This window comes from Paracoccus sp. (in: a-proteobacteria), assembly GCF_030538495.1.
Lineage (GTDB): Bacteria > Pseudomonadota > Alphaproteobacteria > Rhodobacterales > Rhodobacteraceae > Paracoccus.
Genome location: NZ_JAUNTW010000002.1, coordinates 85916 through 104143, shown reverse-complemented (window position 1 = coordinate 104143; position 18228 = coordinate 85916). Strand labels below are relative to the sequence as shown.

Sequence of the window (18228 nt, the reverse complement as noted above, 5' to 3'; positions counted from 1 at the left end):
TCATGACCAGAAAACTGTTTGGCACCGATGGCGTGCGAGGGCGCGCCAACAGCTATCCGATGACCGCGGATATGGCGCTGCGGCTGGGGGCGGCGGCGGGCCGCTATTTCCGGCGCGACGGCAAAAACGGGCATCGTGTCGTGATTGGAAAGGACACGCGGCTGTCGGGCTATATGCTGGAAAACGCGCTGACGGCGGGGCTGACCAGCACCGGCATGAATGTGCTGCTGCTGGGTCCGGTGCCGACGCCGGGGGTTGGGTTCCTGACCCGTTCGATGCGCGCCGATCTGGGCATCATGATTTCCGCCAGCCACAACCACGCCCATGACAACGGGATTAAGTTCTTTGGCCCCGATGGGTTCAAGCTGTCGGATGAGGCCGAGGCCGAAATCGAATCCCTGCTGGAAAACGGCGTTGATCCCGCGCAGCCGCACAATATCGGCCGCGCCAAGCGGATCGACGACGGGCGCGGTCGGTATATGGAATATGCCAAGACCACCTTTCCGCAGGGGCTGCGGCTGGACGGGCTGCGCGTGGTTTTGGATTGCGCCAACGGTGCCGCTTATCGCGCCGCGCCCGAAGTTTTGTGGGAATTGGGGGCCGAGGTGATCCCGCTGGGCGTTGAACCCAATGGCCACAACATCAACGACAAAGTCGGCAGCACCCACCCCGATGCCTGCGCCGCCGCCGTTCTGGCGCATCGGGCGGATTTGGGAATCTCGCTGGATGGGGACGCCGACCGGGTGGTGATCGTCGATCAAAAGGGCCATGTCGCCGACGGCGATCAGATCATGGCGCTGTTGGCCAGCCGCTGGGCCGATCAGGGGCGGTTGGCGGGTGGTGCTTTGGTCGCCACGGTCATGTCGAATCTGGGGCTGGAAAATTTCCTGACCGGGCGCGGGCTGCGGCTGGAGCGCACCGGGGTTGGCGACCGCTATGTCGTGGAACGGATGCGGTCAGGCGGTTACAATCTGGGCGGGGAACAGTCGGGGCATATCGTCATGACCGATTATGCCACCACCGGCGACGGGTTGGTTGCGGGGATGCAGGTTCTGGCCGCTATGGCCGAAACCGGGCGTCAGGCGTCGGATCTGGTGACGATGTTTGATGCCGTGCCGCAATTGCTGAAAAACGTGCGCTATTCCGCCGGGGCTGATCCCTTGGGCGCGGATGCGGTGAAACAGGCAATTGCGGACGCCGAGGCCCGGCTGGTCGGCACCGGCCGCGTGCTGATCCGCAAATCCGGCACCGAGCCTCTGATCCGCGTCATGGCCGAGGCCGAAGATGAAGCCACCCTGCGCGAGGTGGTGGACAGCATCGTCGCGGCGGTCGAGCGCGCCGCCTGAGCGGTTGTGCGCGTGGAGAGCGCCAGGGGCTGTCTGCCCCCGGACCCCCGAGGATATTTATGCACAGAAGATAATTGCGGTCAGGGATATTGGGTGACCGGGTTGTAATCGTAGATCCAATTAAATCGCGTCAGCATCTGTTGCGGCGCGATTTTGTTGATCAGGCGCAGGGCCGCGTGACCAGCGGTTTTTCGGGGGCCGGTCAGGTGGTAATTCCGCGCATTGGCGTTTGCGGCGGCCACGATCTGCGTTGTGCGTGGCAGGCGCGCGGTTTGATAGCGGGCGAGCGCCGTGGTCTGGTCCGTGTCTGCGTCGAGACAGGCGGCGAGGGTCCAGGCGTCTTCGATCGCCATCACCGCGCCTTGAGCCATAAAAGGCAGCGTCGGATGCGCGGCGTCGCCAAGGATCGCCATGCGCCCATCCTGCCAGACCGGGGCGACCGGGTGGCGGAACAGGCCCCAGATATGCAGCAGGTCCACCCGGTCCAGCCAGCCCGGCACCGGCCCGCCAAAGCCCGCAAAGGCCGTGCGCAGATTGACCGGATCATCCAGATGCGACCAGCCTTCGGCCTGCCAATCGGGGCGTTCCATCACCGCCACGATATTGCGTAGTCCGGGGGCCAGCGGATAGCTGACCAGATGCCGCCCCGGTCCGGTGAACACCTGCGCCTGAGGTGCCGCGTCATCATCGGGGATCAGCGCGCGCCATGCGGTTTGGCCGGTGAAAAACGGCGCTGCCGTGCCGTTCAGTTCCGGGCGGATGCGGCTGTGCAGCCCGTCCGCGCCGATCACCAGCGGGGCGTCGGGCGGGGTGGTCACGTTGTGGTTCAGGTGGATGATGACGCCTGCGTTGTGGGCGGCTTGGGCCAGCACATTTATCAGGCGGGCGCGGTGGATCAGGCGGAAATCGTCATTCGGGCGGTGCCGGATCAGGTCCATGCGCAGCAGAGGCGCGCCGTTCTGGTCGTGCAGTTGCACCGCCTGACTGCGCAGCGACACCGCCGCCACGGCGTCATGCAGGCCCAGCCGGTCCAGCACCCGCATCGCATTGGGGGACAGCTGGATGCCCGCGCCGACATCCGTCAGTTCGGGGGCGCGTTCCAGAACCGTGACCTGCGCGCCGCGCTGCGCCAAAGCAATGGCCGCCGTCAGCCCTCCGATACCGGCGCCGATGATCGTGACGGGGCGGTTCTGTAATGCGGGCATGGGCGATCCTTGGGATAAAGGGCTGGCCGATATAAAGCCCGCACGCATCCCGATATTCAAGCCCTCTGCCCCGGTGTGCCGATGGCGGCGTTTGACCTGCGATGCCGCATCACCGCCAGCCGCGAAAACCGATGTCACGCCACCCAGAGCAGAGCAATCACAACCGCGCCACCAAACGGCCCCAAGGCGGCTATGGTAGGGTGGTGCAGTCAGTCCAGCCGTTTTCTTTGGAAAATGCGCCCAAAGGGGACAGCGCTAAGGCCGCCCCCGCCGAAACCTGCACCCATCCGGGGCGACCGCATACCCGCTGGGATCATGGCCCTGATGGCGGCGACAAAGATACGTTCGGGACGCCGCCGCGACATGATCGGCGCGGCCAATGCGGGCACAACGATCATCCCCACCGATTACGGCACACCCAACGGCAAAGGGGATCGAGACCCCACGCATAATCGCAATGGTCGCAGAAAAATCAGCCCGAAAACCGCGCCAGTCGCCGGCGGTCAGTCGTCGCGGTGGACGCGTTCCTTGCGTTCGTGGCGTTCCTGCGCTTCGAGCGTCATGGTCGCGATCGGGCGGGCGTCCAGACGTTTCAGGCTGATTTGTTCGCCGGTCGATTCGCAATAGCCGAATTCACCGCTGGCAATCCGGCGCAGGGCGGCGTCGATTTTGCTGACCAATTTCCGCTGACGGTCGCGCGTGCGCAGTTCCAAGGCGCGGTCAGTTTCTTCGCTGGCGCGGTCGGCCAGATCGGGGACGGCGCGGGCGCTGTCCTGCAACCCCTCCAGCGTTTCGGCAGACTGATCCAGCAATTCCTGTTTCCACGCTTCCAGCTTGCGGCGGAAATATTCCTGCTGCCGGTCATTCATGAACGGCTCATCCTCGGCCGGGCGGTAATCCTGTGGCAAAAAGGTCTGGGCTTTCATTACATCCTCCGGCGTGGCCGGCGTGTCAGAAACTCCGGCACCTTGCGCGCCCCCTTAAAGTATGAAACCGCCCTTGTCACTAGGCCAAAGACCGCTAATTTCGCGTTTGCAGCACATGACGAAAACGCAGACCATTCTGACACAAGGAAATGACGATGCAATTCACCAGCACTGACCGTTATGTCGCCCCTCCCGATCTGGCCGTGGCGGTCAATGCGGCTGTGACGCTGGAAAGACCCTTATTAGTCAAGGGGGAACCGGGAACCGGCAAAACCGAACTGGCCCGTCAGGTGGCCAGCAGTCTGGGCCTGCCGATGATCGAATGGCACGTCAAATCCACCACAAAGGCGCAGCAGGGCCTGTATGAATACGATGCCGTCAGCCGGTTGCGCGACAGCCAGCTGGGCGATGAACGTGTTCACGATGTCGCGAACTATATCCGGCAGGGCAAGTTGTGGCAGGCCTTTGCCGCGCCGCAAAAGGTCGTCTTGCTGATCGACGAAATCGACAAGGCCGACATCGAATTTCCGAACGACCTGCTGCAAGAACTGGACCGGATGGAGTTTCACGTTTACGAAACCGGCCAGACCATCCGCGCCGAACACCGCCCCGTCGTCATCATCACGTCAAACAACGAAAAGGAATTGCCCGATGCGTTTTTGCGCCGGTGCTTTTTCCACTATATCCGTTTTCCTGATGCCGAAACACTGAAGCAGATCGTGTCGGTCCATTATCCGGGGCTAAAGCCGCGCCTGCTGGAAACGGCACTGACCCAATTCTTTGAGTTGCGCGACACGCAAGGGCTGAAGAAAAAGCCATCGACCAGCGAATTGCTGGACTGGCTGAAACTGATCCTGGCCGAGGATTTGCAGCCCGAGGATTTGAAACGCGATCCCGGTTCGATGCTGCCGAAACTGCATGGTGCGTTGTTGAAAAACGAACAGGATGTGGCGTTGTTCGAACGGCTGGCCTTTATGGCGCGGCGTCAGGGGCGGTAATCGCTGTTGAGTGGGGGGCCAGCCCCCCTTGCCCGCCCCACAAGGCGTGCGTTCGACGGGGAAAAGGTCCACTGGACCTTTTCCTGATCCGTCTCACCCCCCGGGATATTTGGGCCAAGATGAAAGGGGCGGCCCGCGCATCAGCTTAAGGGGGCATTACGCCCCCCTTATTAATGCGTTGCGCAGGTCAGTTTGCAGAACACGCGCCGTCGCCGGTCAGCGCATATTCCATATCGACCTGCGCGGTCAGCGACAATTGCCCCGCCTGCACCGGCGCGGCGGTCGCATCCATGGCCATTTGCCGCATCATCATCGGCTGCGGCCCGCCACCATAGCTGGATTCGCGCAGACTGATGACCGGCCCCAACTCAACGCCCGCCGCCTGCGCCAGCACCATAGCCTTGCGCCGCGCATCCGCCACAGCATCGGCGCGCGCCTGATCCAGACTGTCGGCGCTGTCATCGCGCACAAAGCTGATGCCGTTGATTTCATTGGCGCCTGCCGTCACCACCGCATCAATCACCGGACCCAGCCTTTCCAGATCCACCACCCGCACCGACACGCGATTCACCGCCTGATAGCCGGTGACCTTGGGCGCCTGTCCGTCTTGATACGTCATGACCGGGTTCAGCGTCAGGCCGGATGTCTGGATATTGGCGTCATCAACCCCACCATCATTCAGCGCCTTGATCACCGCGCTTTGCAGGTCTGATGTCTGGTGCATCGCATCGGCCGCGTTTGCGGCCTGACTGCTGACGCCCAGATCAATCACCGCCATATCGGGGGCGATGCGCAGCTCGGCCTGCCCCGATACGGTCAGGCGCGACGGACCGCAGGCCGATGCCGCCCCCGCCATCAGCGCAACTGCCGCGCCCCCCATCAAAATCTGTCGCATCATGGCCGTTCCTTTCATCCTTATCCGGTCTACGAAAAAATGATCGCAGATGCCCCCGATCTTAGCGATATCTTAACCGGAATCAGTTCACAGATACGCCAGTGCCGCTTTCATCACACAAGAAATTGAGGTATGAAAAACAAAACCCCAATCGTGACGCCAAAACGCGCGCGAATAATAAAATAAGAGCAGTGACACCCATGAATCAGCACGCCCCGGCCGCCGAATTCGCCATGAGCTTTACCCAGGATGCCGTGTTGCTGGAACGACGCGACGGGTTGGATTGGCAACTGCTGGGGGCAGCCGATTTTGACGCGGGCGATATTGCCGGGCGTCTCAACAGCCTGCGCGATTCGGCGGGGGGGCATATGGGCGATCTGGACACCGTTCTGGTGATCCCGGATGATCAGATTCTGTATACCCTGTTGACCGTGCCGGTGGGGTCGGACACGGCCACGGCGGTGGGTCGCGCGCTTGAGGGGATGACGCCCTACCGCGCGGATGAGCTGGCCTTTGATTGGTGTCCGTCCGCGAATGGTGACATTGAAACCCTGCGCGTGGCCGCCGTCGCCCGCAAAACCCTGCAAGAGGCCGAAGATTTCGCCCGCGCCCAAGGGTTCCGGGCGTCGGGGTTTCAGGCCCGCCCGAATGATGATCGCTTTGACGGCCAGCCCGACTTCGGCCCCAGCGTTCTGGCGCAGGACAGCGCGCCGCGCCGCCCGTTCAGCGAACCCGATCTGTCGCAGGCGCGCGTGACCGCCGCCACGATTGACGATCACAGCGATGATGCCGGCCCGGTTGTGTCGCGCATTACGCCGCATGTTGTCCCGGCCCCTGCGCCGAAACCCGTGCCGGTTGCGCCCGTTGCGGCCCCGGCGGTGATCCGTCACGGTCAGGCCTCGGAAAAACGCTTGTCGCCGCGCGCCGCCGCCATCCATCAACGCGCCGCCGAAGGTCGCGTGAATCGCGCCCAGCCAGATGATGTTGTTGAAAAAACATCGGCCTTGTCGCGGCTTTCAAAAGTGGATTTCACGCGCCTGCCGGTGATGATCGCACTGCTGTTGGTCGGGTTGATGCTGGCCATGTGGATCTTTGGCCGCGACACAGGGCAGCAGGTGGCCGCGACGGAACAGGCCCCTGCCCCGGTCGAAACGGCGGTCGAAACTGTGGCGGAACCGGAACCCGCGCCGGTGGTGGAAACGCCGGTCGTCGCGGAACCGGAGCCGGTGGCCGAACCTATCGTCGAACCCGAACCGCAGCCGGAACCTGTGGCCGAGGTCACGCCCGAACCCGCGCCTGAACCCACTGTGGACCCCCCCCCCGCGCCCGCAGCCCCCCTGACCGAGAGTGTCATTCCCCCAGCCGCGCCGCGTGATGACGCTGTGGCGCAGGAAACGCCGCCTGCCAGCGACGATCCGGCGGCGGAAACCTTGCCCGAATCTGTGACCACCGAAACACCGCCCGTACCGCGCCCGGATACGCCGGAGCCGGTTCAGGACAGCACGCCGGTGGCCGCGCCGACGCCTTCGGTCAGCGCGACCCGCCCGCCCGCTGCGCCCGCAACTCCGCGCCCGGCAGCGCCTGAAGCGCAGGCTGATCCGCTGCGTGATGCCCTGGATCAGGCATTGTCGCCCTCGGCTGCGCCTTCGCTGAGCCGTTCGGCCCGTCCGCCGCGCACCAGCCCCGCGCCTGCGGCGCCGCCCGCAACGCCGGATGTCACACCGGCCACGCCGCCAAATCCGCAGCCCTTTGAACAACGCAGCGCGGCCGAACCGCCGCGAGTCAGTCCTGCCCGTCCGGCGGCGCGTCCCGCCTCGCGCCCTGCGGCAGCGACCCCCGCCCCGACACCTGCGCCGGCATCGGAACCTGCCCCCGCAGCAACGCCGCCCGCCGCGCCCCAGCCTGCCGCAACCGGCGCGCGCCCGCCTGCCCGTCCGGCAAATCTGTCCAGTCTGGAACAGGGCAGTCAGATCGAAGCCGACGCGCCAGTTGTTCTGACCGCCGCCGAACGTCGTACTCTGGAACAGCAATTGCGCGATCTGCGCACCGCGCAAGTCGGGCCGTCTGGCATGACGCAGGCCGAACGCGCCTTGGTGTTCCAGCTGGCCGATGCGCGACCTGCGCGGCGTCCGGTCTCGGTCGCGGCACCGTCGCAATCGGCGGTCAGCGCGCCCGCGCAAACCCAATCGGCCACCAGCAATCGCCCCGCCCCGCGCGGGGCCATCCGCGCCGCAGCAACCGCCCCCGCGCCGGATCAAACGGCGACGCCTGCGCCGCGTGCCTCCGGCACCGTGGCCCAATCGCCGCGCCCGCGCGCCAAACCGGCAAACCGCAGCGCCGCATCCAGCCCCGCCGCTGGGAATGCCAGCCTGTCCGCCAATGCGGTTGAAACGGCCATTGCGCAGGCGGTCGCGGACAGTCCCGCAAAGCCGGGCGCGGTGCCGTTGGCGGCGCTGACCTCGTCGGCGGTTCCGCCGCGCCGCAGCGCGCGCGCCTCGGTCCCCGCAACCGCGCCTGTCAATGCGATTGCCGCCAGTGCCGTGCCGGTTGCCGCCGCCGCAACCGCCGCCACCCAACAACGCGCCGCCTCGGCCCGCAATCAGCAATACCGCCCCCCCGAGGCCGAGGCTGAACCCGAACTGGTTGCCGCCGTGCCGCAATCGGCCATCGGCAGCGCCGCCGCATCCGCGACGGTCAAAGACGGCATCCGCCTGAACAGCACCCAGATCATCGGCACAATTGGCGCGGGTCAGGCCAGCCGCGCTTTGGTCCGGTTGTCGAATGGCCGCATCCTGACGCTGCGGATCGGGGATCAGATCAATGGCGGGCGCATCACGGAAATCAAAGACAGCCGGATTATCTATAACAAAGGTGGCCGCGCCCATGCGTTAGGGGTGCTGGGCGGGCAGTAACGCCCCCCGAAAAACGCCCGCGCCGCCTATTTCACCGCAGCAGCCGCCAGCAGATCGCGGGTGTAATCATCCTGCGGCGCGTCGAAAATCTGCGCGGCGGGGCCTTGTTCAATCACCTGCCCCGCGCGCATCACCATGATCTGATGCGCCATGGCGCGCACCACGCGCAGATCGTGGCTGATGAACAAAAAGGCCAGCCCGTATTTCGCCTGCAACCCGCGCAGCAGATCGACGATCTGCACCTGAACCGTCATATCCAAAGCACTGGTCGGTTCATCCAGCACCACCACCTGCGGGCGCAGGATCATGGCGCGAGCAATCGCGATGCGCTGACGCTGGCCGCCGGAAAATTCATGCGGATAGCGGTGCATCATGTCGGGGTTGAGGCCAACCTCGGCCATGATTTCGGCCACCATGTCGCGGCGGTCGCGACCGGGTTCGACGCCGTGAACACCCAAGCCTTCGGCAATGATTTGTTCCACGGTCATGCGGGGCGACAGGCTGCCGAACGGATCCTGGAACACGATTTGCATATCGCGACGCAGGCGGCGCAGCTGTTTGCTGCCCCAGCCGGAAATATCCTGTCCCATAAATACGATGGGGCCGTCGCTGTGGATCAGGCGCATGATCGCCAAGGCCAGCGTGGTTTTGCCGCTGCCCGATTCGCCCACAATGCCCAGCGTTTCGCCCGCACGCACCGCGACCGACGCGCCATTCACGGCCTTGACATGCCCCACCACCCGGCGCAGCAAGCCGCGCTGAATGGGAAACCACACCTTCAGATCGCGGGTTTCGACCAGAACCGGGGCGTTTTCGGGAACCGGTCCCGCCGTGCCGGTAGGCTCTGCCGCCAGCAGCATCTGGGTATAGGGATGCTGCGGATTGGCAAAGATCTGATCCACCGGCCCCTGTTCGACAATCTCACCATCCTTCATCACGCACACGCGGTCGGCAATGCGGCGCACGATGCCCAGATCGTGGCTGATAAACAGCATCGACAACCCTTCAGCGGCCTTTAATTCTGCCAACAGATCAAGGATTTGCGCTTGAATCGTCACGTCAAGCGCGGTCGTCGGTTCATCCGCGATCAGCAGGTCGGGCCGGTTGGCCAAGGCCATGGCGATCATCACCCGCTGACGCTGGCCGCCCGACAATTGGTGCGGATAATCGGCCAGCCGCGTTTCCGGGTCGCGGATGCCAACTCGGGTCAGCAATTCGATGATCCGCCCGCGCGCCGCCGCTCCGGTCAGGTTCTGATGCAGGGCAAGGCTTTCGGATAACTGCCGTTCCAGCGTGTGCAGCGGATTCAGCGAGGTCATCGGTTCCTGAAAAATAAAGCTGATGTCGTTGCCGCGAATGGCGCGCAAATCGCGTTCCGGCGCGCCGACCATTTCGCGCCCGTCATACTGAACCGAGCCTTCGACAATCGCGGAATCGCCCAGCAATTGCACGGTGGACAGCGCAGTGATGGATTTACCGGACCCCGATTCCCCGACCAAAGCCACGGTTTCGCCGCGCCCGATATGGAAGCTGACGCCGCGAACGGCAGGGGTCACGCGGCCTTCGTTTCGGAAACTGATGCGCAGATCGCGCACGGCCAGCACCGCGTCAGACGGCGGGGCCGGGATAGGGCGCGCATCCGCGCCGCCGGGCATATCGCCGCCGTGATCTTCCATCACGCCGGGGGTTGCGCCGGGAAAAGGCGGGGTCGGATCCAGATGTGGCTGGGTCATTTGAACGTCTTTCGCGGGTCGAATGCGTCGCGGATGCCTTCGAAAATGAACACGAGCAGCGACAGCATGATCGCAAAGGTGAAAAAGGCGGTAAAGGCCAGCCACGGCGCCTGAAGGTTTTGTTTCGCCTGCAACGCCATTTCGCCCAAACTGGCCGAGCCCGCCGGCAGGCCATAGCCCAGATAATCCAAGGCCGCCAAGCCGCTGATCGTGCCGGTCACGACAAACGGCAACATGGTTAACGTCGCCACCATGGCGTTCGGCAGAATGTGGCGGAACATGATTTTGCGGTCGCTGACGCCCAAGGCGCGTGCGGCCCGGACATATTCAAAATTGCGCGCCCGCAGAAACTCGGCCCGGACCACGCCGACCAAGGCGGGCCAGCCGAACAGGATCGTCACAAACACCAGCAACCAGAAGGACCGCCCCAGAATCGCGAACAGAATGATGATGACATACAGCCCCGGCGTGGATGCCCAAATTTCCAGCACGCGTTGAAACACCAGATCGGTGCGCCCCCCGAAATAGCCCTGAACAGCGCCCGCCGTGATGCCGATGGTGGACGCCACCACCGTCACAATCAGCGTAAACAGGATCGAGGTGCGGAACCCGTAAATCACCCGCGCCGATACGTCGCGCGCGGTGTCATCGGTCCCCAGCCAATGCCGCGCATCCGGCGCACTGGGCGCGGTGCCGACATTGTTAATCGTGCGGTAATGATAGGGGATCACCGGCCAGATCATCCAGCCGCGATCCGCCGCCGCCACATCCGTGGACCCCGACCGGACAGCGGCCATGAAATCATCCGGCGCATCCCAACATTCATCGCGGCCACCGGACACGATCAGGCACTGAACTTCGGGGTCGCGATAAATCGCCTCGGTCCCGAAATCGCCGCCGAATGTGGTTTCGGGGTAAAATTTATAGGCCGGAAAGTAATAATCGCCGCGATAATTCACCATGATCGGTTTGTCATTCGCCACGATCTCCGCAAACATCGCTATCACGAACAACACCGCGAAAATCACCAGCGACCAAAACGCGCGGCCATTGCGGCGGAAATTGCGCCAGCGGCGGCGGTTCAGTTCAGACACAGCCATCAGCCCGCCCTTTTGTCAAAGTCGATGCGCGGATCAACGAACACATACATCAGATCCGACAGGATGCCGACGACCAGGCTCATTAACCCAAACACATAGAGCGTTCCGAAAATGACGGGGTAATCGCGCTGCACCGCGGCCTCGAACCCCAGACGGCCCAGACCGTCCAGCGAAAAGATGGTTTCAATCAGGATGCTGGACCCGAAAAACACGCCCAGAAACATCGCCGGAAAGCCCGCAATCACAATCAGCATCGCGTTGCGGAACACATGGCCATAGAGAACCCGCCGTTCGGTCAGCCCCTTGGCGCGGGCGGTCATGACATATTGTTTGTTGATTTCGTCCAGAAAGCTGTTTTTCGTCAGCAGGGTCAGCGTGGCAAAGCTGGAAATCGTCGCGGCGGTCACCGGCAAGGCGGCGTGCCACGCGTAATCCACGATTTTGCCCCAGGTCGACAGGTCCGCGAAATTGTCGCTGGTCAGCCCCCGCAGCGGGAAAATCTGCCAGTAACTGCCCCCCGCGAAAAGCACCATCAGCAGCACCGCGAACAAAAACGACGGGATCGCATAGGCCATGATGATGACGCCCGATGTCACGCTGTCAAAGCGCGACCCGTCGCGGATCGCTTTGCGAATCCCCAGCGGAATACTGATGATATAGGCCAAGATCGTGGACCACAGCCCCAGCGTGATCGACACCGGCATCTTTTCCAGCACCAGATCCACCACGCTGATGGACCGGAACCATGACGTGCCGAAATCAAACCGGACATAGTTCCACAGCATATTCAGGAACCGTTCAACCGGCGGCTTATCGAACCCAAATTCCTTTTCCAGCTGCGCGATGAATTCGGGCGGCAGTCCGCGCGCGCCTTCGTATCCGCTCTGCGCCTGTTGCTGGCCCGCATCGCCGCCGCCGCTGATGTTGCGGAACACATCGCCTTCACCCTGAATCTGAGCGGCGATTTGTTCAATCGGCCCGCCCGGAACGAATTGCGTCAGCGTAAAATTGACCAGCATAATGCCGATCAAGGTCGGAATAATCAGCAGCAAACGCCGCAGGATATAGGCGCCCATCGGCCCGCCCCCTTGCCCCAGCCGGACCTTAGCGGTCCTGTGTTATGGTTGCGCCTTGTCCGCAATCGCGCGCCAGAAATCAAGCCGGGATCAGCGCCGCAACGCGCCCGCCGCGCGCAGGGCGTCGCCCTTGGCCGCGTCATACCACCAGAAATCCAGTTCCCCCAAGGCAAAGGGCGGCACATCATCCGGGCGCCCATATTGGTCATAATAGGCGACCAGATGGTGCGGGTTATACCATTGCGGCACCCAAAACGACAGGCTGCGCAGCGCGCGATCCAATGCGTGAACGCGGGTGGTCAGTTCGGCCTGCGTCGTCGCGCCTTCGACCTGTGTAATCAGCGCGTCAATTGCCGGATTGGCCAGACCCATCGTGTTGAACACATCGCCGACACTGTGTGACCCGAAATATTGTTGCAGGCCCGAACCGGGGATCAGAGACTGGCCCAGATGCGCCGAAATCATATCGAAATCAAAGCTGCGCTTGCGGTTTTCGTATTCGGCATTGTCCACACGCGTGTTGCGGGCATCAATGCCGGCCGCACGCAGATTTTCCACAAAGGGGTTAATCACCCGGTCAAAGGTTTGGTTGTCGTTCAGGATTTCCAGCCGCAGCGGCTGCCCCTGCGCGTTGCGGCGCATCCCGTCACTGCCCACGGTCCAGCCCGCTTCATCCAGCAAAGCCGCCGCGCGGCGCAGATTGGCGCGGTCCAACTGACGCGCGCCACTGACGGGCGGTTCCGCTGCGGTTTCGGTCAAAATGCCATCGGGCAAATCCGCCGCCAGCGGTTCCAACAGCGCCCGTTCTGCGGCATCCGGCGCGCCTGTCGCCCGCAAATCGCTGTTTTCCCAGAAACTGCCGACCCGGCCATAGAGGCCGTAAAACAGCGCCTCATTCGACCATTCGAAATTGAACATCAGCCCCACGGCCTGACGCACGCGAATATCCTGCCAATTCGGGCGGCGCAGGTTCAGAACCCAAGCCTGACCATTGGCGACATCGCCATCATCCAAAGACTCGCGTTTCACCCAGCCATTTGTCAGCGCCGGAAAATCGTAACGCTGCGCCCAGATGATGCTGCTGACTTCGCGCCGGAAGGTGTATTGACCGGCCTTGAACGCCTCGAACGCGGCGTCGTAATCGGCGAAATATTCATACCGGATCGTGTCAAAATTGGCCCGCCCGCGATTGATCGGCAGATCCGCGCCCCAATAATCCGGGTTGCGTCGGAACTGGACAAAGCGGTTCATATCCGCCTGATCAAACACATACGGCCCCGACCCGACAAAGGGGATGTTCGACGTTTCTTCCAGATTGCGGTTGTTTTTTGCGAAATCAGCGCGGCTGAACACGGGCAGGCCGCCGACCGCCTGAATCACATCGCGGCGCGGATAATCGGGGGTAAAGGTGAACCGGATCGTGTGATCGTCGATCACCTGCGCCTGCGCAACCATCTGCGCAATCACCATGCGAAACGACGACAGCCCCTGATCGCGCAGCGTTTCATAGCTGAACAGAACATCCTGCGCCGTGACCGGGGTGCCGTCGCTGAACCGCGCCTGTGGGCGCAGATGGAAAATCACCCAGTCGCGGCTTTCGGGATATTCGATCGTCTCGCACAGCAGGCAATAGGCCGCGCCCACCTCATCCGTGGTTCCCGTCAGCAGCGATTCCAGAGGCGCCGATGACAGCGCCGCCGCCCGTCCGCGAAACGTAAAGGGGTTGTAATTGTCAAACCCGGTCGAGTTCGGAATCGCCTGCGAGATCGCCCCGCCCTTGGGCGCGTCCGGGTTGACATAGGCCAGATGCGCAAAATCCGCCGGCAATTTCAGTTCGTCGAAAATACCAATGCCATGCGCCCGGATCACCGGTTCATCTTGGGCCAGAACCGGGGTGGCGATCAGACAGGCAAGCAGGACGAAATGGCGCATCGGGCATCCTTAGGGGTTGATTTTCCCGTCAGGCTAGGCCCCTGCCCCTGCGTAATCAAGGCGCGATTTCATGAAAATCTTATGCAAAAGCGCGACCCTCGGGCCGCGCTCTGCATCATCCGGGCTGTGGCCGGATCAGTTTTGCGTTTCAAGGAACGCGATCAGATCGGCGCGCGCCTGTGCGTCGCGGATACCGGCGAACGACATGGTGGTGCCGGGCATGTAACCGCGCGGGTTTTCGATAAAGCCGAACAGGTTTTCCGGCGTCCATTCGCCCGGCGCGTTCTGCGCGGCCGACGAATAGTTGAACCCGGCAACTGCGGCTTTGTCGCGGTTCACGACGCCGTTCAGGTGCGGACCCACGCCGTCATTGCCGTTCAGCTGGTGGCACGACCGGCATTTCGCCCATTCACGTTCCCCGCGCGCCAGATCGGCCTGCGCGATCAGCGCCGCCACATCGACGGGTTCGGGTTCAGCCGCCGCCGCGCCGCCGGTTTCCGGGACGGGAATCGTGTAAGCCTGGGCGTGGTCGTCGCCATGGCCGTCATGGCCCACGCTATACAACCCACTGGCAGCCCAGCCCACCAGCATCAGAAACAGCAGCGACCCGATAATCGCGCCGGCGGCTTTGGTCACAGTCATCGTATTGAACATGCGTGCGGTCCCCGTTTCGGTAAGCTCGTCAATTGGTGGCGTATCTATCCGCTTTCGCTTTGCGGGATCAAGGTATAGTTACCCCTGAACGCCAATTTTTGGACCAACAGGCTGCTTTTATGACAACACATCGCATCGCGTTTCAGGGGGAAATCGGCGCTTATGGCCATCAGGCTTGCCATGCCGCCCGGCCCGATATGCAGGCCATGCCCTGCGCCACCTTCGAAGACGTGATCGAGGCCGTGCGCACCGGCGACGCCGATCTGGCGATGCTGCCGGTTGAAAACTCGACCTATGGCCGGGTGGCGGACATCCATCATTTGCTGCCCGAATCCGGTCTGCACATTATAAATGAGTCGTTTGTGCGCGTTCACATCAGCCTGCTGGCCGTCCCCGGCACGCCCTTGGCCGACGTGCAACAGGCCATGAGCCACACCGTCCTTTTGGGCCAATGCCGCGGCTTCCTGCGCCAGCACGGCATCCAGCCCGTCACCGGCGCCGACACCGCCGGTTCCGCCAAAGAGGTCGCCGCCCGCGGCAATCCGTCGCTGGCCGCCTTGGCTGCGCCTCTGGCCGGGGAAATCTATGGGTTAGAGGCTCTGGCCAACGAAATCGAAGATCGCCAGAACAACACCACCCGATTCCTGATCATGTCGCGCGAACCCGATTATTCGCGCCGCGCCGATAAAATGCTGACCAGTTTCGTGTTCCGCGTCCGCAACATCCCCGCCGCGCTGTATAAGGCCATGGGGGGATTCGCGACCAATGGCGTGAACATGACCAAATTGGAAAGCTATATGGTGGATGGCGTGTTCATGGCGACGCAGTTCTATGCCGATATCGAAGGCCACCCCGACGACGCCCATGTCAAACGCGCCTTGGACGAATTGCGTTATTTCACGTCGATGCTGGAAATTCTGGGAACCTATCCCGCCGATCCCCTGCGCGAAACGCAATTGGTCGCAGAATAACGCAGGGTCACAGGTTTTCCTGCATAAAGCGCGAAAAATCCGTCACGCGGCGGACAAATTTGTTGTCCAGCCGCTTTTTGCGCAGCTTGGCGGTTTGCAGAATCAGCCGCGCCTTCATGCCACGGGGGCGCAGGTCCATTTCAAACATCATCCGCGCGCGCGACCGTGACAGGGCGATAAACGAAATGTCGATCTGCACATCCAGCAGATCACCCTGCCCCATCAGGGTCATCAGCTGCGGGCGATCATGCCGCGTCAGAACCAGACGCACATCACGCGGCGCACCGCGAAAATCAAAGGTCAGGTTCCAGCCACGCACAACGCCCACCTCTTGCGCGGGGTCGATGCGCCGCACATCCACGCCATTGGCCGTCAGATACCGTTCGATCCGTTCGAATCGCGCTGTTGCGTCAAACAGCTGATTGGCGGACAGGTCTGTGTCGATACGTGTTGAAAATTTCATCTAAGCCTGCTCAGTAAATGCCCGCCTGTTCATTTCAGCATAGGACAGAAAAGTTAACGTATCTTTTAGTTTGCCCTGCGCCGGACGAAAACAGGAAAAATACGCCAAAAGCCCAGAATCGCCTTTCATTCTGGGGGCTTACAGTGGTAAGTGATGAAAAATTAAAAATTTTACCACTCATCAGTTTTCGATCAAACCCATTAACCCATTGGAAAGAATGGCCCTTCTCCGTATCCTGGCAACGACCGATATTCATATGCGCCTGCTGCCCTATGACTATTTCCGGGGTGAGCCTGCGCGCACTGGCAGTCTGGCCCGCGCCGCGACGGTCATTTCGGGCCTGCGTCAGGGCGCGCCCGGTTCGGTGTTGCTGGATAACGGCGATTTTCTGCAAGGCACGCCCTTAGCCGATGCGATCCTGCGCCGCGTAAAACTGGACCCCAAAGACCCAAACCCGGTGATTCAGGCGATGAATGTCATGGGCTATGACGCGGCGTCGCTGGGCAATCATGATTTCAACTATGGCCTCAGCTATCTGCGCCACGCCGCCGGACAGGCGCGGTTTCCGATGCTGGCGGCGAATTTGCGCGTCACCAAAGGGCCGGGCTTTGGCGGCGTGGCGTGGCTGAAGCGCCGCCTGCCGGTGGCGGATGGCCGCGTTCCAGAGGTCAAGATTGCAGTAATAGGACTCACGCCGCCGCAGACCGCCGACTGGGACCGCGATCTGGCGCGGTTCATTCATTGCGACGACATGATTGACACCGCGCGCGAGATTGTGCCGCAGCTGCGTGACCAAGGCGCGGATGTCGTGATCGCCCTGGCCCATAGCGGGATCGGCGCGTCCGAGCATCGGCCCCGGATGGAAAACGCCGCCGCTGTGCTGGCGCATATGGCGCAGATTGACGCCGTGATTGCGGGCCACAGTCACGCGGTGTTGCCGCCGGCGGGCGATGTGACCGTTGCGTCGGGCGCGGCGCCGCTGGTCATGCCGGGCTATGGCGGGTCGCATGTGGGGGTGATTGATCTGCGCCTTGCCGCGTCGCCCGATGGCCGCCTGCGCGTTGACGCCGCATCTGCCCGCTGCGTGGCGGTGACGCAGGCCGCGCGCCCCGCCGCCACCGTGACCCAGATCACCAAAGCCGCGCATCGCCAGACCGTGCGCGATCTGGCCCGCGTCGTCGGGCATTGCGCCACGCCGTTGAACAGCTTTTTCAGCACGCTGGGTCATGATGCCGGGCTGCGCTTGGTCAATATGGCACAACGCTGGCATCTGCGCCATTCGCTGCGCGGAACGGCCGGGGCAGGCTTGCCGGTTTTGTCCGCCGCCGCGCCGTTTCGGGCGGGGGGACGTGGCGGGCCGGATCACTATACCCATGTCCAGCCCGGCGCGATCACCAATCGCGATCTGGCGGATCTCTACAGCTTTCCGAATCGCTTTGCCGCGCTGATTCTGACCGGAGCGCAGCTGCGCGAATGGCTGGAGCGCGCGGCGGGGATGTTTCACCAGATCACCCCCGGCGCGGTTGATTCGCCGCTCTGCGACACGGATTTCCCGGCCTATAATTTCGACGTGATCGAGGGCGTGACATGGTCCATCGACCTGTCGCAACCGGCGCAGTTCACGGTCAGCGGCGATCGGATCGGCGGGCCGGGGCGCGTGCGCGGTCTGCGCTGGAACGGGGCCGAGATCGACCCCGACCAGCGATTTGCCGTGGCGACAAATTCATTCCGGCTGGCGCGTTATGGCCTTTATGCCGATCTGGTGGATCGCGCGCAGATCATCGTCGAAGACGGCGAGTCCATGCCCGACCTGCTGGCCCGCTATTTCCGGCGGCGGCGGCGCATTGCGGTGCCCGAAATGGCGCATTGGCTGTTCCGCCCTATGCCCGGAACCTCGGTGGTGGTGCGGTCCAGCCCCGACAGCGCCGCGCATCGCGACGGGTTGCCGGTGCCGCTGGACGATCTGGGGCGGCAGCCCGACGGGTTTCAGCATTACCGTTTGACCCTGTGACCCCTT

General features: G+C 62.9%; 14 protein-coding genes. 5 read left to right on the top strand and 9 right to left on the bottom strand.

Translation table 11 applies throughout. The annotated features are described in order from the left end of the window. Window positions 1-2 precede the first annotated feature (2 nt). Window positions 3-1346: a phosphoglucosamine mutase gene (gene glmM / locus Q4G20_RS02115; RefSeq protein ID WP_303341644.1), complete on the top strand. Its 1344-nt coding sequence runs from the start codon at window positions 3-5 to the stop codon at window positions 1344-1346. An 80-nt stretch (window positions 1347-1426) separates the two neighbouring features. Here the strand turns inward: glmM and Q4G20_RS02110 are convergent, their stop codons facing one another. Both Q4G20_RS02110 and dksA read right to left on the bottom strand, forming a co-directional pair. Beyond that, on the bottom strand, window positions 1427-2551 hold the full coding sequence (locus Q4G20_RS02110; protein ID WP_303341642.1) for an FAD-dependent oxidoreductase: 1125 nt from the start codon (window positions 2549-2551) through the stop codon (window positions 1427-1429). A 503-nt stretch (window positions 2552-3054) separates the two neighbouring features. Further along, window positions 3055-3477 carry an RNA polymerase-binding protein DksA gene (gene dksA / locus Q4G20_RS02105; protein ID WP_303341640.1) on the bottom strand — a complete coding sequence of 141 codons (423 nt, stop codon included), beginning with the start codon at window positions 3475-3477 and terminating at the stop codon, window positions 3055-3057. Between the two features lie 155 nt (window positions 3478-3632). Between dksA and Q4G20_RS02100 the strand changes: the two genes are divergently transcribed. Next, window positions 3633-4475 carry a MoxR family ATPase gene (locus Q4G20_RS02100; RefSeq protein WP_303341638.1) on the top strand — a complete coding sequence of 281 codons (843 nt, stop codon included), beginning with the start codon at window positions 3633-3635 and terminating at the stop codon, window positions 4473-4475. Window positions 4476-4662: 187 nt separating this feature from the next. On the opposite strand, the gene Q4G20_RS02095 is transcribed toward Q4G20_RS02100, so the two are convergent. Beyond that, the gene (locus tag Q4G20_RS02095; RefSeq protein WP_303341636.1) at window positions 4663-5373 is read right to left on the bottom strand and encodes an SIMPL domain-containing protein; all 711 of its coding nucleotides are present in this window, start codon (window positions 5371-5373) and stop codon (window positions 4663-4665) included. Window positions 5374-5570: 197 nt separating this feature from the next. Between Q4G20_RS02095 and Q4G20_RS02090 the strand changes: the two genes are divergently transcribed. Beyond that, on the top strand, window positions 5571-8282 hold the full coding sequence (locus Q4G20_RS02090; protein WP_303341634.1) for a hypothetical protein: 2712 nt from the start codon (window positions 5571-5573) through the stop codon (window positions 8280-8282). A 26-nt stretch (window positions 8283-8308) separates the two neighbouring features. Here Q4G20_RS02090 and Q4G20_RS02085 read toward each other — a convergent pair whose 3' ends face one another. From Q4G20_RS02085 to Q4G20_RS02065, 5 genes are all read right to left on the bottom strand, one after another. Then, entirely contained in the window at window positions 8309-9937 is a 1629-nt protein-coding gene (locus Q4G20_RS02085) for an ABC transporter ATP-binding protein (RefSeq protein ID WP_303341899.1), read from the bottom strand. Between the two features lie 74 nt (window positions 9938-10011). Beyond that, window positions 10012-11115, bottom strand: coding sequence for an ABC transporter permease (locus tag Q4G20_RS02080; RefSeq protein ID WP_303341632.1), 1104 nt, complete (start codon window positions 11113-11115; stop codon window positions 10012-10014). Further along, a complete protein-coding gene (locus Q4G20_RS02075; protein WP_303341630.1) occupies window positions 11115-12191 on the bottom strand; it encodes a microcin C ABC transporter permease YejB in 1077 nt (358 codons plus the stop codon). The genes Q4G20_RS02080 and Q4G20_RS02075 overlap by 1 nt, the downstream gene beginning before the upstream one ends. 90 nt (window positions 12192-12281) lie before the next feature. Then, on the bottom strand, window positions 12282-14123 hold the full coding sequence (locus Q4G20_RS02070) for an extracellular solute-binding protein (protein ID WP_303341627.1): 1842 nt from the start codon (window positions 14121-14123) through the stop codon (window positions 12282-12284). Between the two features lie 135 nt (window positions 14124-14258). Continuing rightward, a complete protein-coding gene (locus Q4G20_RS02065; protein ID WP_303341625.1) occupies window positions 14259-14777 on the bottom strand; it encodes a cytochrome c family protein in 519 nt (172 codons plus the stop codon). 119 nt (window positions 14778-14896) lie between these two features. Between Q4G20_RS02065 and Q4G20_RS02060 the strand changes: the two genes are divergently transcribed. Continuing rightward, complete coding sequence (locus Q4G20_RS02060; RefSeq protein ID WP_303341624.1) at window positions 14897-15748, top strand: prephenate dehydratase; 852 nt, start codon at window positions 14897-14899, stop codon at window positions 15746-15748. 7 nt (window positions 15749-15755) lie between these two features. Here the strand turns inward: Q4G20_RS02060 and Q4G20_RS02055 are convergent, their stop codons facing one another. Further along, window positions 15756-16211 carry a hypothetical protein gene (locus Q4G20_RS02055; protein ID WP_303341623.1) on the bottom strand — a complete coding sequence of 152 codons (456 nt, stop codon included), beginning with the start codon at window positions 16209-16211 and terminating at the stop codon, window positions 15756-15758. Between the two features lie 217 nt (window positions 16212-16428). Between Q4G20_RS02055 and Q4G20_RS02050 the strand changes: the two genes are divergently transcribed. Further along, window positions 16429-18222 (top strand): 5'-nucleotidase C-terminal domain-containing protein, encoded by a 1794-nt coding sequence (locus tag Q4G20_RS02050; protein WP_303341621.1) that lies wholly within the window; start codon window positions 16429-16431, stop codon window positions 18220-18222. Window positions 18223-18228 lie beyond the last annotated feature (6 nt).

Excerpts from the sequence above, each read along its gene's own strand:
- glmM (WP_303341644.1), top strand. The coding sequence starts at position 3 with ATGACCAGAAAACTGTTTGGCACCGATGGCGTGCGAGGGCGCGCCAAC.
- Q4G20_RS02110 (WP_303341642.1), bottom strand. The coding sequence starts at position 2,551 with ATGCCCGCATTACAGAACCGCCCCGTCACGATCATCGGCGCCGGTATC.
- dksA (WP_303341640.1), bottom strand. The coding sequence starts at position 3,477 with ATGAAAGCCCAGACCTTTTTGCCACAGGATTACCGCCCGGCCGAGGAT.
- Q4G20_RS02100 (WP_303341638.1), top strand. The coding sequence starts at position 3,633 with ATGCAATTCACCAGCACTGACCGTTATGTCGCCCCTCCCGATCTGGCC.
- Q4G20_RS02095 (WP_303341636.1), bottom strand. The coding sequence starts at position 5,373 with ATGATGCGACAGATTTTGATGGGGGGCGCGGCAGTTGCGCTGATGGCG.
- Q4G20_RS02090 (WP_303341634.1), top strand. The coding sequence starts at position 5,571 with ATGAATCAGCACGCCCCGGCCGCCGAATTCGCCATGAGCTTTACCCAG.
- Q4G20_RS02085 (WP_303341899.1), bottom strand. The coding sequence starts at position 9,937 with ATGCCCGGCGGCGCGGATGCGCGCCCTATCCCGGCCCCGCCGTCTGAC.
- Q4G20_RS02080 (WP_303341632.1), bottom strand. The coding sequence starts at position 11,115 with ATGGCTGTGTCTGAACTGAACCGCCGCCGCTGGCGCAATTTCCGCCGC.
- Q4G20_RS02075 (WP_303341630.1), bottom strand. The coding sequence starts at position 12,191 with ATGGGCGCCTATATCCTGCGGCGTTTGCTGCTGATTATTCCGACCTTG.
- Q4G20_RS02070 (WP_303341627.1), bottom strand. The coding sequence starts at position 14,123 with ATGCGCCATTTCGTCCTGCTTGCCTGTCTGATCGCCACCCCGGTTCTG.
- Q4G20_RS02065 (WP_303341625.1), bottom strand. The coding sequence starts at position 14,777 with ATGTTCAATACGATGACTGTGACCAAAGCCGCCGGCGCGATTATCGGG.
- Q4G20_RS02060 (WP_303341624.1), top strand. The coding sequence starts at position 14,897 with ATGACAACACATCGCATCGCGTTTCAGGGGGAAATCGGCGCTTATGGC.
- Q4G20_RS02055 (WP_303341623.1), bottom strand. The coding sequence starts at position 16,211 with ATGAAATTTTCAACACGTATCGACACAGACCTGTCCGCCAATCAGCTG.
- Q4G20_RS02050 (WP_303341621.1), top strand. The coding sequence starts at position 16,429 with ATGGCCCTTCTCCGTATCCTGGCAACGACCGATATTCATATGCGCCTG.